This window comes from Streptomyces sp. NPDC002809 (assembly GCF_040295435.1).
Lineage (GTDB): Bacteria > Actinomycetota > Actinomycetes > Streptomycetales > Streptomycetaceae > Streptomyces.
Window position 1 is genome coordinate 98,914 of record NZ_JBEOVJ010000018.1, and the last position, 13,827, is coordinate 112,740.

The 13,827-nt window shown below is 71.0% G+C and carries 13 protein-coding genes; all 13 read right to left on the reverse strand.

The annotated features are described in order from the left end of the window. Positions 1-51 precede the first annotated feature (51 nt). Positions 52-1,770 (reverse strand): condensation domain-containing protein, encoded by a 1,719-nt coding sequence (locus ABT025_RS14265; protein ID WP_350993624.1) that lies wholly within the window; start codon positions 1,768-1,770, stop codon positions 52-54. Next, positions 1,771-2,943, reverse strand: coding sequence for a class-II aminoacyl-tRNA synthetase family protein (locus ABT025_RS14270; protein ID WP_350993626.1), 1,173 nt, complete (start codon positions 2,941-2,943; stop codon positions 1,771-1,773). Between the two features lie 19 nt (positions 2,944-2,962). After that, entirely contained in the window at positions 2,963-4,177 is a 1,215-nt protein-coding gene (locus ABT025_RS14275) for a cytochrome P450 (RefSeq protein ID WP_350993628.1), read from the reverse strand. Between the two features lie 15 nt (positions 4,178-4,192). Continuing rightward, positions 4,193-4,882 (reverse strand): RraA family protein, encoded by a 690-nt coding sequence (locus ABT025_RS14280; protein ID WP_350993630.1) that lies wholly within the window; start codon positions 4,880-4,882, stop codon positions 4,193-4,195. Beyond that, a complete protein-coding gene (locus tag ABT025_RS14285) occupies positions 4,879-5,151 on the reverse strand; it encodes a hypothetical protein (RefSeq protein ID WP_350993632.1) in 273 nt (90 codons plus the stop codon). Before ABT025_RS14285 ends, ABT025_RS14280 begins: the two co-directional genes overlap by 4 nt. 34 nt (positions 5,152-5,185) lie before the next feature. Beyond that, positions 5,186-6,388 carry an aminotransferase class III-fold pyridoxal phosphate-dependent enzyme gene (locus tag ABT025_RS14290; protein ID WP_350993634.1) on the reverse strand — a complete coding sequence of 401 codons (1,203 nt, stop codon included), beginning with the start codon at positions 6,386-6,388 and terminating at the stop codon, positions 5,186-5,188. After that, positions 6,367-7,605 carry a pyridoxal phosphate-dependent aminotransferase gene (locus ABT025_RS14295; protein ID WP_350993636.1) on the reverse strand — a complete coding sequence of 413 codons (1,239 nt, stop codon included), beginning with the start codon at positions 7,603-7,605 and terminating at the stop codon, positions 6,367-6,369. The genes ABT025_RS14290 and ABT025_RS14295 overlap by 22 nt, the downstream gene beginning before the upstream one ends. Further along, positions 7,602-8,555 carry an alpha-ketoacid dehydrogenase subunit beta gene (locus ABT025_RS14300; RefSeq protein ID WP_350993638.1) on the reverse strand — a complete coding sequence of 318 codons (954 nt, stop codon included), beginning with the start codon at positions 8,553-8,555 and terminating at the stop codon, positions 7,602-7,604. Before ABT025_RS14300 ends, ABT025_RS14295 begins: the two co-directional genes overlap by 4 nt. Then, positions 8,552-9,556, reverse strand: a complete 1,005-nt coding sequence (locus tag ABT025_RS14305) for a thiamine pyrophosphate-dependent dehydrogenase E1 component subunit alpha (RefSeq protein WP_350993640.1) — start codon at positions 9,554-9,556, stop codon at positions 8,552-8,554. Before ABT025_RS14305 ends, ABT025_RS14300 begins: the two co-directional genes overlap by 4 nt. Positions 9,557-9,690: 134 nt before the next feature. Beyond that, positions 9,691-10,260 carry an O-methyltransferase gene (locus ABT025_RS14310; RefSeq protein WP_350993641.1) on the reverse strand — a complete coding sequence of 190 codons (570 nt, stop codon included), beginning with the start codon at positions 10,258-10,260 and terminating at the stop codon, positions 9,691-9,693. A 78-nt stretch (positions 10,261-10,338) separates the two neighbouring features. After that, positions 10,339-11,139, reverse strand: coding sequence for a protein phosphatase 2C domain-containing protein (locus ABT025_RS14315; RefSeq protein WP_350993643.1), 801 nt, complete (start codon positions 11,137-11,139; stop codon positions 10,339-10,341). Between the two features lie 226 nt (positions 11,140-11,365). Further along, on the reverse strand, positions 11,366-12,298 hold the full coding sequence (locus ABT025_RS14320; RefSeq protein WP_350993645.1) for a GNAT family N-acetyltransferase: 933 nt from the start codon (positions 12,296-12,298) through the stop codon (positions 11,366-11,368). Beyond that, positions 12,295-13,827, reverse strand: a 1,533-nt coding sequence (locus tag ABT025_RS14325; RefSeq protein ID WP_350993647.1) for a peptidase C14, incomplete at its 5' end; no start/stop codon positions are given. The genes ABT025_RS14320 and ABT025_RS14325, both read right to left, overlap by 4 nt.

The following is a 13,827-nucleotide window of genomic DNA, read 5'->3' on the forward strand; positions in this document are numbered from 1 at the left end:
CGCGGTGGGTGCTGCCGTGCGCCCGGGGGCGCGGCGTCGCACTCGCCGGTCTCACTCTCCGGTCTCACTCGCCGGGGCGAGCGCCCGGCCGTCCCCCGTGGACGTGACGGGCACCGAGAGCCAGGCCGCCTCGTCGGCGGTGTCCCTGGGCGCTCCGTCGCACAGCACGTAACGGGTCGGCGCGATGGCTCCGTCGAAGCCGGGCAGGGCAGCCATACAGGCCAGGTGCAGAGCCTGCGGTGTCAGCGAGGTTCCCGAGGCGTCCACGTACGCGACCAGTTCCCCCCCGTCCGGGTCCGCCGCCTCCGTCACGAAGACCGCCGAGCCGTGCCCGCGCGCCACGGCCTCGACGAGTCCACGGACCGCGTCCACGTCGACCAGCGAGGCGGCGATCCGCTGCCACTGCGGACCGCGCGGGACCGGCACGACTCCGCTGATCTCCTCGAGCCGGCCAAGGGGGACCTCCTCCTTCGCCGCGGCCACCAGGAGCCTCTCCATTCCGGTCAGGAACGCCCGCAGATCGGGCTCCGGGAGGTAGCGGGTGTCGCACCACAGGGCGATCTCTGCCGTGCCGTCCGTGCGCACGACGCGCAGAAAGAACCGGACCGGCATGAACGTGGCCCGGTCCACTCGGATGGTCGACCCCTCTCCGGGCGCGGCCTGGTCACCCACCTCGACGCCGCCCGGCACGCTGCGGTCGTTGAACACGCAGTCCCTGGCGAAGCGGATGCCCCGCCGGGACCCCGCCTTCTCCATCCGGTCCCAGAGCTCCAGCGGATGGACCTGACTGTGCTGATACGCCGCGAGACTCCCCGCCCAGGCCCGCCGTACCAGCGCGTCGAACGTCCCGTCGCCGGGAGTGAGCAGGATCAGCGCGTCCTGGGAGATGGTGCCGACGTACCGCGCCGTGCCCGGCGTGTTCCGATTCGCGGCGATCGCGGTGAGCGCGCACCGGGGCAGACCGGCGCGGTGCGCGAGTACTGCGGCGGTGGCGGCCAGCATGACGGCGGAGGTGCTCGCCCTGGTCCTGGCCGCGATCACGGGGAGCGCCTCCGCGACGGCGCGGGACTCCAGCACCCCGCAGACGTAGCGGTCGGCGTCACCGCCCGTGGCGGCCACCGGCACGGCGAGCATGGACTGCGGGACGCGCTCCATGGCCTTGTCCCAGTGGCGCAGGGCGGCGGCGTTGCGCTCCTGCCAGGCCGGCGACTGCTGCTCCAGGCCCAGTTCGAGCGGCTGCGCGGCTTCGGAACCGCCGTGTTCCCCTCGTCCGGCCAGCGCGTTGTGCAGGTCCTCGATGACGATCCGGAGGCCTTCGCCGTCCACCGCGATGTGCGAGTAGACGACGACCAGCCGGGCCGGGCGGCCTCCGGGCGCCAGGACCGCCGCTCGGAGGGGGAATTCCCGGGCGAAGTCGAAGGGCTTGTGAGTGAGCGACTCGACGACGCGTTCGCGCGCCTCCTCGTCGTCGGGCACGTCGTGCACCGCGAGCGTCAACACGCCTTTTCCCGATACGTGTTGGCGTCGGCCGTCGTCGGCGTACACCGTGCGCAGGGACTCGTGTGCCACCAGGAGGGCGGCAACCGCCCCGGCCACCCCGCTCCGTGACGTGGCGACCGGAAGCTCGGCGGCATGGGTGAGGAAGGAGCTGTACCGGTCGTGCGGGTACCGGGCGCGCCGGTGGAACGTCTTGAGCTGGGCCCAGCTCGTCGGGCCTTCCTTGTCCGGTCCGGCGTCGAAGTCGACCGTGAGCGTGTCGGACGGGTTCACCTAGGGCCTTTCGTCGGTTCGGCGCCTGCCAGGAGTGGTGATCGCCGCCCGCAGGACGTCGGGCCAGTTGTCCGGATCGGCGCCGAGGTGGCCGTGTATCCATTCCGCCCAGCGGTCCAGGCCGAACCCCACACAGGCGGAGTGGGCCGGTGTGCCGTCGGGCAGGGTGATGCCGAACTCGACCCCGAAATGCTGCTTGTGCAGATTGACGGAGGTGACTGCCACCGCCGACGAGCCGTCCGCCGGCAGTCCGCGCAGTTCGTGCTTGAGGCTCAGCGCCGACTGGAATCCCAGCAGGTCGGCACGCTCGGAGGTGAAGAAGGGATCGCTGGCCGTCGTGAGCGTGCTCGGCAGACCCAGGTCGCGGGCGAGGTCCGCGACCGCGTTCAGCATGGTGTCGCGGAACGACTTGGCACCGACGGCGTCCCCGACGAAGACCAGCTCCCTCATGTCGAAGGACCACAGGCGAGTGGCGACGGCCCGCGCCCCCGCCTCGTACCGACCGCACATGCCGCGGGCGGTGAGAGTGATGGGGGCGGGCAACGTACCGTCCGCGAGTCCGGCGAACAGGTTCATGCACACCGCGGGTGCCAGTGCCACGGGAGCGGGCGTCAGCTCGGCCGCCGCGGCCACCACGTCCGGTGCCTGGGCGAGCCGGTCGAGCGCCCGCAAGTCCTCCCGTACCACCGCGCAGGCCGTCAGGTGCTGGGGGAAGTTGCGCGTGTATCCGGTGCGGCGGAGCGTCTCCCAGGACACCAGGTGCGGCACGAGCCTCTCCATGGCCCCCACCTCGTCCGCCAGTCCGAGGAGGAGGGTGTCCAGCGCACGTACCAACCGCGCCGAATCCGTTCCGCCGACGCGCAGTCCGGGCCCCACCCACGTCGCATCCGACGCAGGTCCACCGGAACCGGAGGAACCGTCGAACTCGTACAGCACGTGCGGTGCGCGCGCGGTCTCCAGCGCCGCCCGCGCGTGGGCCTCGTCGAGCAGCGCGGCGGTCGCCTCCGTGCTGTGACCGGGCGCCGCGACGTAACGCACCCTCGCCCCGGGTTCCGTGTGCTCCAGCCAGAACCTTCCGTCGCCGGGCAGGCAGTAGGACAGGAGATCCTCGAACACCCGGCGCTGGGACGGTGCCAGCGGCGTCGGCGCCTGCCAGGTCACCACGTCGCTCATGTCGCCCTCACCGCATTACTCATGTCGTCCCGCCCGCGTCGCTCGCGGAGCGGAGCCGGTAGACGCATTCGGAGTCGCGGACCGCGCGGAAGGTGCGGCCCTGAGCCGTGGCCAACGGCCCGCCGGACAGCTCGAGTTCCCCGACCCGGTCCAGCACGCCGTGGAGCACGATCTCCAGCTCCTGCTGGGCCAGTCCCATGCCCAGGCAGACGTGCCGTCCCATGCCGAAGGTGAGCGGCGTCCTGGCCGTCCGCTCCGGGTCCCACACGTGCGGACTCGGGTACACGGCAGGGTCGCGGTTCGCGCTGGCGAGCACCACTTGGAGCGGCGCGCCTTCGGGGATGTCGACGCCGCCGAGTGCCACATCCCGGGAGGCGAAGCGCAGGGTGACGTGGAGAGGAGGCTCGTGACGCAGAGTCTCGGTCACGACCGCGGGGACCAGGGAGCGGTCCTCGCCCAGTCGCTGGAAGACCTCCGGCTCGGCGGCCACCCGGCTGAGCAGATTGGTGATGCCGGCCGCCGTGGTCTCCGTACCCGCCGCGAGCAGCAGTACGGAGGTGTTGACGACGTCGGCCTCACTGAGAGTCCCGTTCTCGGCCAGCGCGTTCAGCAGGCCGTCGGCGCCCGGGTCCGCCGGCAGCGCGTCACGCAGGTACTCCCGCAACTCGCCTCGCGCGGCGACGACTTGCTCCAGGCTCACAGTGCCGTGATCCACGTACTCCACCAGGGGCCGCATCAGGTCGCGCAGCCGGCCGGAGTCGCCGTCGGGGAGGCCCATGACGTGGCAGACGACCGCCATGGGCAGCCGCTCGGCGAGCCGGGCGACGAAGTCGCCACGCCGTTGCCTCAGGAGGTCGTCCAGCATCCGTTCGGCCAGCGGCGCCACCACGCGGCGGCCGAACTCCGTGGCCGTACGAGGCCGGAAGGGACCGGCCGCCGCCGACCTCAGCCGTGCGTGGTGCTCTCCCTCCTGGTCGAGCATGGTCGGCCCGAAGGCCCGGCGGCTGACCCGGAAGGGGTGGAAGGCGGTGAAGTCGGGCGACGTCATCACCCGGCGCACATGTTCGTAGCCGAAGACGAAGTAGGCGCCATAGCGCTGCGACAGATGCACGGGCTCGTGCTCCCGGTACCAGTCGTACGACGGCCAGGGGTCCCGTTGGAATTCCGTCGCCGCGAAGTCGATGCCGTCGACGGGCCTGTTCCCCCGCAGGCTGTCCCTCGTGCTGGTGGACACGTGCGGCCTCCTCGGCTAGGGGTTGAACTTGAGTGGACCGGAACCCGCGACGAACTCGTCGAGGCCCGTGAGATCGGCCAGTGTCCGCTGCTGCTCGCGCATCGTCCGGCGCAGCCGGTCCTCCCGTACGCGCAGTACCGTGCCCGAGGCGAGAACGGCCGATACATGGCTCTCCGGCAGGAGCAGGAAGCCGTCCTCGTCGCCGAAGATCCAGTCCCCGGGGGTCAAGCGGCATCCCGCCACATCCACCGTGTCGGGAACGGCCTCGGCCAGTACGGAGGTGGTCCTCGCCGACACGAAGTTCACCTCGGTGGAGAAGACCGGCACCGGGATGTCGGCGAGGGCCTCGAGGTCCCGTACCGCCCCGTTCACCACGATTCCGCCCAGGCACTGCACTTCGGCGGAGGCGACGTAGATGTCGCCGGCCAGCCCTTCGGACGGGCTGATCTCGTTGTGGATGAAGATCACCCAGCCCGCGGGGGCAGCGGCCAGGGCCTGGAGGCAGGGCAGCATGTCGTCCGACGTGGTGACGGGGAAGACCGGTCCGCACACCCGGGGCCGGCCGTTGCGTGCCACCAGCGGCAGGGCGAGCGGGTTGGTGAACTCGGCTGCGCTGTCCGCGAGTTGTGCGCAGGACACCTCGGCGAAGCGGCGCCGGAAGGCGGCGATCTGCTCTTCGCTGTACTTCGAGGACACGGTTGTCATCGGGTGGCCCCCTCCGCCTGGACGAGATCCCACAGGCCGCGCATGGTGTAGAAGTTCTCGATGTCGTGCTCGGCCAGGTCGAGGGAGCAGCCCGTCAGCGTCTCGATGAAAACGATCATGCGGATGACCGAGAAGGAGGTGACCAGACCGAGATCGAAGAGATTGTCATCGTGCCCGAGCCCCTCCAGTACGACCCGCTTGTCCTCCTGGTCCGGCTGCATCGACAGCAGGGATCCCCGTAGCTCGTCGTAGAATGTGGCGCTTTCCATGTGCCCTCCTGAGTTCTCCAAGGGGTGGGACGGTTCACGCCCGACGGCCTGCCAGCGCTCCGCCCACCACGTCAAGACCTGCGATGATCTGCTCCAGAGGCGTGGTCAAAGGGGGCGCAATCCGGATCCGCCGGCCTCGGGCGCCCCCCGACAGCATCAGCACTCCGCAGTCGAACGCCGTCTGCACGGCCTCACTGCCGGCCACCCTCGCCGGCTCGAACGACAGAGCCGGGCCCGTGACGTGCAGGTCGCGCACCAGACCGTCGGCCGACCACTTCTCGGCCCGGTCGCGGAAGAGTTCCGCTATGCGCTCACCCATGCCGGCCACCGGGTTGCTGTCCAGGTACCCGAAGACCCGGAGTGCGGCGCGGAATCCGAGAGTTGCCGTCTGGAAGGTGTGTGCCAGGTGGACCCGCCCGGCGACGGACCGCTCCAGCTCGTCCTGATAGACGACGGCGGAGAGCGGGTACGTCCCGTTGGTCAGGGACTTCCCGAACAGGACGATGTCCGGGGCGAGCCCCCACGCCCGTGACGGACTCAGCGAGCCGTGCCGGTGGAATCCGCACTGGATCTCGTCGGAAATGGTGAGCACACCGTTCTTCCGAGCCCTTCCCTCCAGCTCCGCGAGCCAGCCGGCATCGAGCGGCACATAGCCGTTCGCGCCCTGGACCGGTTCGTAGATGACCGCGGAGATGTCCTGCCAGGTCTCCGGAAAGGAGCCCACGGGCAGGTGCTCGATCTGCGTGGACAGCAGCGCGGACAGCCCGGTGTCCTGCAGCGCGATGTCCCGCTGCACGGTGGTCGCGGCCAGCGCGTCCAGGCCCAGTCCGTGAAAGGCCCCTTCGATGGCCAGGATCCGGCCCGGCCTGCGCCTGCGGGCCAGCGCGAAGGCGGTGGACACCGCGAAACTGCCGCCCACCTGGTACAGAACCTTTCGCGCGCCGCCGCCGACCGCGGCGCACAGCCGCCGGGAGAGAAGTTCCGCCTCTTCCGGGTAGAAGAGCGCCGCCAGGTCCGACCCGCGGGTGAGAGCTTCCTCCACCTCCCGGTTGCGGTGGCCGAAGTTGACGGAGGCGTAGGCCGACATGAAATCGGAGCACGTACGCTCCCGGCCGTTGGTGTCGCGGAGCACGAGGGTGGCGTTGTCGGCGTCGACAAGCACATGCGGCTCACCCAGCGCCCCGCTCTCGTCCAGACCGCTGAGGCTCCGATGACCTAAGGGATTGAGCGTGTCCATGCCATTCCTTCCAGGAAGACTCGCATTCGGCTCATCGCTTCGGTCAACCGCTCGACCGACTCCGTGCACGCGATCCGGACATGCCCGGCGCCCTGCCGGCCATAGGTGCCGCCCGGCACCACGGACACCGCCGCCCCGGCCAGCAGGCGGCGGGAGAACTCCCGGTCCGACAGTCCCGTTCCCCTGATGTCGGGGAACAGATAGAACCCCTCGCCCACCGCCTCCGACCGGATTCCGGGCATGGTGGCGAGTTCGCCGTGCACGAGGCGTCTGCGCCGGGCCGCTTCGGCCACACGCCCGGTGACCCACTCCCGGCTGTTCAGCGCGGCCGGGATGATCCTCTGGACCACGGACGGCATGCAGCAGGTGGTGTTCACCATCAGGTCCGCCAGGTCCTTGGCCAGCTCCGGCGCGGTGATGGCGATCCCGGCCCGCCAGCCACACATGGAGTGGCTCTTGGACAGGGACTCCATGAAGATCGCCCGCGGGTGCTCCGCACGGTCCCCGTGCAGGGACGGCCGGCCGCCGCCGGGTTTGAACTCCCGGTAGGCCTCGTCGAAGACCACGTACAGTCCGTGGCGGTCGACGACCTGCATGATCTCCTCGACCAGTGCGCCGGGAATCACCGAACCCGTCGGATTGTGCGGGGAGTTGACGATGATCAGCCGGGTGCGCCTGGTGACCAGGGAACCGATCTCGTCCGCGTCGGGCAGGAAGCCCGCCTCACGACGCAACGGATAGGGCACGGGAACCGCGCCCGCGAGCCGGATCAGTTCCGCGTACGGCGGGAATCCCGGATCCGGCAACAGCACCTCGTCCCCGTGCCCCGCGACGGCCAGCAGCGTGAGGTAGAGCACCATGTTGCTGCCCGGCATCAGCACGACGCGACCGGGGTCGACCCGCGAGCCCATCAACTCCGAATAACTGGCCGCGACTTGCAGGCGTACGTCAAGCTCTCCGGCCGCCTCCGTGTACCGCCGGCCACCATCGGCGAGGGCGGCCGGGAACGCGTCGATCACTGCGGGCGGTGGCTGCCAGTCCGGCTCCCCCAGCTCCAGGTGCACCACGTCCTGGCCCGCCCTCTCAAGACGCGCGGCCTCGGCCCGCACGGCGAACGCCGAGCCCCGTTCCAGGCGGTGCACCGGCGCCGCCCGCGACCGGGTGTCCACGACGGCGGCCGCCGGAGCGGCGGTCGGGGCCACCTCCGCCCAACTCACCGGTCGGCCTTCAGCAGCTTCAGCGCGGCGTCCACCACGTCCTGCTCGAGCGGCCACGTGTGCTGTTCCAGCGCCGGGGTCGACGGCACCGGCACGTCGGGGCAGCACACGAACTCGACCCTGCCGCCCAGTCGCGCGGCCACCCCCTCCACGTCGTACAGCGCGGACAGGATCTGGGCGGGTGCACCCGACCGCGGCCCGTCGTCGACGAACACCAGGCGGCCGGTGCGGCGCACCGACTCTGCGATCGTGCCGACATCCAGGGGAACGAGGGTCCTGGGGTCGATCAGATCGCAGCGCACCCCCTGCGAGGCGAGCAGCGCGGCCGCCTCCACGCCGACTTTCACGGCACCGCCGATGGCCAGCAGGGTCACGTCCGACCCGGAGCTCAGCGTCGCGGCCCGGCCGAAGGGGATCGGCTCGGCGGCCAGCGCCGCCGCCAGGCGCACGCCACGCGCCAGCTCCGGCGCCACGAAGAACATCGTCGGGCCGGCGTCCCGGACGGCTGTGCGCAGCAGACCGCACGCGTCCTCGGCCGACCCCGGCACCACCACCTGAAACCCGGGAAGCTGCATGAACACCCCGTACGGGCACTGCTCGTTCTGCGGGCCGAGCTGCTGACGGCCGCGGGTGGCCGACGTGACGACCATGGGCACCCGGTATCCGCCGTCGGACATGTAGTGCAGCCTGGCGGCGTGGTTGACCAGCTGATCCATGACGAGGAAGGTGAAGGACGCGCGGTTGAGGTCGAGGACGGGCCGCAGTCCGGTCATCGCGGCCCCGACCGCCATGCCGGTCATGGCCTGCTCGGATATGGGGCAGGTGCGGATGCGCTCAGGCCCGAACTCCCGCTGCCAGGACGGGGACGTACCGGTTGCGAGAAGGACGATGCGCTCGTCCCGCCGCATCTCCTCCTCCAGTACGAGGTCGAGCACGGCCAACTCGTTCACGACGCCTCCGGCCGGATGTGGGTGAAGACCTGGCGCCGCTCGGGCCACGGCGCGGTCCGGGACCGCTCCACGGCATCCGCGACGACGGCCCCTGACCGTGCCCGGGCGTCGTCCAGCTCCTCCTGGGCGACGCCGCCGTCCAGGAGCCGCCGGGCCAGCAGGGTCAGTGGATCGCGCGCCCGCCAGTGACGCAGCTCGTCCTCCGGGCGCTTCTCCGTCGACGGCCTGTCGAACTGGAGATGGAACTCCGTCAGGTACGTGCGGGCCTCGATGAAGGAGGGGCCCTCACCGGCCCGTGCCGCCGAGACCGCCTCGCTCGCAGCGCGGTACACGGCCGTCACGTCGTTGCCGTCGACCGAGACGGCACGCATCAGGTGTCCTCGGGCCACCCTGAGCAGCGAGGCGTCCGGGTACACCTCCTCGGTGCGCGTGCCGCCCTGGTAGCCGTTGTGCTCACACACCATGATCAGCGGGAGGCGCTGCACCACGGCCATGTTGAGGGTCTCGTGGACCACCCCGCTGCCGAGTGCCCCGTCGCCGAGGAAGACCACGGCCACGCCGCCGGTGCCGCGCACCTGCTCCGTCATCGCCGCACCGGCCGCGATCGGAACGCCCGCACCCACCAGGCCGCTGGAGACCAGGATGTTGTTGGCCGGGTCGGATATGAGTGCCGCCGCCTTGCCGCCGCACAACCCCGTGCTCCTGCCGAACAGTTCGGCGGTCAGAGCGATCGGTGACGTGCCCCGGGCCAGCGCGTGCCCATGGCCGCGGTAGTGGCTCACCAACTGGTCCCGCGGCTCCAGCGCCTCGCAGACTCCGACGGCGACGGCCTCCTGGCCGACGTACGGATGGACCGGCCCGACCACCTCGCGCGCCGTCCGCAGTTCCATCATGCGGTGTTCGTACGCACGGATGAGACTCATCTTCTCGTAGCAGGACAGCAGGTCCTGAGAAGAGCTCATGTCCGTGGCCGGGGCATCAACCAGCCCGGTATCACTCATCAGTCGTCTCCTGGAGTGAGGGAAGAGAATCGCGCACGGCCTTGCGGAGGACGCCGTGGAGGAGAACGGGCGGAATTCCCCGGGTCGCCCGTGGAACACATCGGCGGCGATGAGGACCGGCCCGTCGTCGCGTCTCAGTCGTGACGCTTGGCAGCCACCATGATCCCGCTGCTCACGGGGAGATCCACCGCCACGAGACGCGGATCGGAGAGAATCGAGTCGCGTACACGGGTCACCGATTCACGGTGCGCGGCGGACCGGTAGCGGGACAGGTCCATGTCGTCGACGACCAGCATTCCCGAGGGCCGCAACGCCGCCACGGTCAGGTCGAGTCCGGACCACTTCCCGCCTTCGGCGTCGGCGAAGACCAAGTCGAAGCGTCCCAGCTCCGGGAGCTCCTTCTCCACGTCGGCGACCCGTACCTCGACCCACTCGGGCCATGCGAACTCCCGCGCCGATGCAGCGAGTTCCTCATCCCGCTCCAGCGTGAGCACCGTCGCGTCACTTCGGTGCGCGAGCCCCGAGACGAGCCAGGCCGCACCCACGCCGGCGCCGGTGCCCAGCTCGAGGACCCGCCCGCCGGGAGGAACAGCACTTGCGAGAGCGGCCAGGAGTCTGCCCACCGTCTCCTCGCAGGACAGCTCGAATCCGCGCGCCTCCGCGGACTTCATGGTCTCAAGAACAAGTTCAGGAACGTTACTCATCGCCATCCGATTCCTCGATCCCGTACCTACAAGCACGCCGCGACCCGTGGCGCACGCAAGGCAGACCCACAGGCAATATCAAGCAATGCGCCAATACGCCGCCGTCGCGTCGTCGTGAAGCTTGGTCAGACTATTCCGCGTGCCGCGGGACGCCTTTTGCTCCGCCTCCCGGATCCTCCGTACGAGAGCGGTGGGTTCATCCTCCAGGGTGTCGAGCAGCCCAGCCCAGTCCATGAGCCGGTAGCGGTCGACGGCACACGACACCCCGTCCGTCATCAGCGCGATGCGCCGGACGTCACCCACCGGAAAGCTCCCCTTCACCGCCGCCCAGGCGGCAGCCGGTTCGCCTGCCGCCACCCAGTAGCCGCCGGGCGTGTTGCGTCGCCGCCTCTTCGCCTCGAGCAACGCGGCGTACGCGGCGGGCGTCGGATCCTCCAGCACGGCCCTGCGCTCCGGGAGGTCGAGCCCCGACAGACGGTCGTCGGTGATCCGCCGCACGGTCCCGGCCACGTCCGCCACGATCGTGCAGTCGCACAGGACCAGGTACTCCATACGCCCTCGGCGCTCCCGCACCACGGCCAGGGCCGCGGCCGGCGGATCGGGCACCGAGAGGTCGCACGCATCACCGTGCGACCCGACGACGTCGGTCAAGGCCCGGTACAGCGCGTCGTCGAGGCCGCCTTCCGGCGCCTGAGCATGTTCCAGCAGGCGGCCCGCAAGCTCACCCGCGAACCAGGCCGTGCCGTGGTGGCACCCGGACCCGTTCCCCGGCACGGTGCTGACGCCGTCGAGCACCACGACCGTCGTGCCTTCCGCGGCCACGAAGTCCTCGTTGGGGCCGCCGACCGCACCCGCTTCGCTCATCAGCTGGATCGACATCGCAACAGCCCCTCCTTCCGTGCCGCCCGTCACCCGTCCCGTGCGTCTGCGGTGGGCGGATGAGCCGTGCGTGTCCGCTCCCCGTCCCCGCCCGGACGATCCTTCCGGTGGCCAACCCGCCGGTCAATCGGCCTTTGGTACAGGGCGGACACGCACGACGCCTGCCGCGTCAGCTGTGCGCCGTCCCGGAGGTCGCCGCGGCCGCGCCGCCCCGATCCCCCGCCGATCAGAAGCAGTCGCCGTACCAGTGGACGGCCCCGGGCGCCGTGACAGTGGCCCGCACGGAGGCCGGCGCGGCGTGCAACGGCCGCGCCATCCCCACGCGTTCCGTCACCTGCCGGGCATCCCGCAGGAGGGCGGGAAGGGCGGCAGCCACTCCCGGGGCACCGGGGATCCGGACGCGGGCCCGGGTCAGCCCCGCCGCCCGCCCGCGTGAACCGACGGCAGCGAGCAGCGCGCTCAGGCACTCGACCGCGCCCGCGAACTCGCGCACCTCCACGCAGTCGCCCGTGTGCTGCGCCACGATCCAGCCGGTCAGGGCCCCGGAGACGGGGTCCACCGCGACGAGCGACTCCTCGGCGGGGCCGTACCACGCGGGCACTCGCACCGCCCAGTCCTCGGGCGCCCGCAGTGAGCTGAGCGGCCGGCTCGCGTTGTACGCGTGATGCAGCGCGGCCACCTCCACCGCGTCCTCCGGGGTGGCCGCGCGGACCGGGAAGGCCCCGGGGACGGCCGCGGGGGCGAGTGTCCCCTCGGTGTACGTACTGTCGAACTCCTGCCATCCCGAGCTCCGGTAGACGCCGGGCGTGCCGGTGAACAGCAGGGACCAGGCGCACTGTTCGGCGGTCATGGTGCGCTCCGCCGCCGCGAGCAGCAGCCTGACCAGGCCCTGTCCCCGGGCTTCGGGGCGGGTGGCGACGCTGCCGATGCCGCCGACGCGCTGCGGGGTGCCCTCCGCGTCACGGATCAGCCGCGGCACATAGACGACTGCGGCGTCGATCCCGCCGTCCTCGGCGTTCTCGGCGACGAAGGTGTGACGGTGGCGTTCCGGGTCGAGTGCGTGCAGGGCGGCGATGTGCGGGGCCTCGAAGCACCGACGCCACAAGGCGGCCAGGGCGGGATCGTCGGCGGCGGTCGCCGTGCGGATGAGGGCGCTCACAGGATGAGGTTGCCGTCCGTGCGCACCGTGTCGCCGGCGGGGGGCATCGCGCTGCGGCGCGTGCCGTCCTCCACGCACGTCGTGTGCAGGACCGACGCGAGGGCCTCCGGGGCCAGATGCAGCGTGCCGCCGGTGAAGCGGCTGCCGGTGGCCGCGTAGTGGTTCGTGCCGTCGGCGATCCGGATGTGTGCGGTGTCCGGTCCGGCGGCCGCGCTGCTGAGGCCGGTGATGTCCCAGGTCGCCTTCCCCGGGCCGTCCGCTCGGCCGAGCAGCGCCCCGGCCTTGTTGCCGCCGGTGAACCTGGCCCCGCCGGTCACGGTGATCCGCTGGTCGCGCACGCCGCTGAGCTCGATGCCTGTGCTGTCGTACGTACCGCCGTCGATCCGCAGGTCCGCGGAACCGACGGAGAGCGGGGCCGCGTTCTCGGCGCCGGTGACCGTGCAGTCGGTGAAGTGGACCGGGCCCGCACCGCGCAGGATGGCACCGTCCACGCCCTCGAACGTGCAGCGCACGAAGTGCACCGGCGCGGTGACGGGCGTCTGGACGAGGACGGCGCCGGCGGGCAGTTCGAAGGAGCAGTCGCTGATCGTGGTCGGCCGGGTGGAGCGGGCGGAGCGCTGGGCGACCGCGAAGGTCTTCGCGGTGCAGCCGCGCACCTGGGCGCCGTCGGCGTTCACCGATAGGGTCCCTGCCTGGTCGAAGGTGGGACGCGCGATCACCGTGATGTCCTCCAGGGTCAGATCGGTGATCTTCGTGTTGGCGGTGAACCACGAGCACACGTGTCTGCGCACGGTGATCCGCTTGGCGGAGATGCCCCACTGGGCACCGGAGTTGGCGATGTCCATCAGTCCGGAGTTGCCGTCGAAGAGCAGGTCGTGCTCGTACTGGCCGTGGGTGGTGAAGGGGTTGCCGCCCGCGTCGTCGCCGTCGCCGTGGCAGTTCACGACGGTGCAGTAGGCGGAGGCGGTGAGGTCGTTGAGGTGGCGCACATTGCTGGTCGTGCAGTCGGCGACCCGCCCGTACAGGCAGTAGATCTGCTGGGTGAGGTAGCCCGCGCCGCCGTACATGACGGTGGGCGGGTTCTTCAGGGAGCAGTCCTCGGTGCGGAAACGGGTGCACCAGCGGCGCATGATGACCGGCCAGAACGTGCCGGTGGCGTGGATGCCGGAGACGTCGCAGCCGACGGCGTACTCGAAGCTGACGGGGTGGGAGCCGGTGTACTCGTCGGGTCCCGCGCCCTCGAAGACCATGTTGCGGATGTGGGTGTCGCGGACCGGCTCGATCAGGGTCCAGGTGAGGGTGCGGCCCTCGGCGAGCTCCCAGCCGTTGAGGTAGCCGATCCGGATATGGCCGGCGTCGACGATCTCGGTGATCTCGACCAGCTTCTGCAGCTCGCGCTCGTCACCGCCGCCGCCGGCGACCGGGTCGACCTGAACGGCCCACCACTGGCCGACGGCGAACTTCGAGGAGTCGCCGACCTCGAACAGGTCCGAGAGGTCCGGCATCGCCGCGCTCAGCGCGTGTTCGAC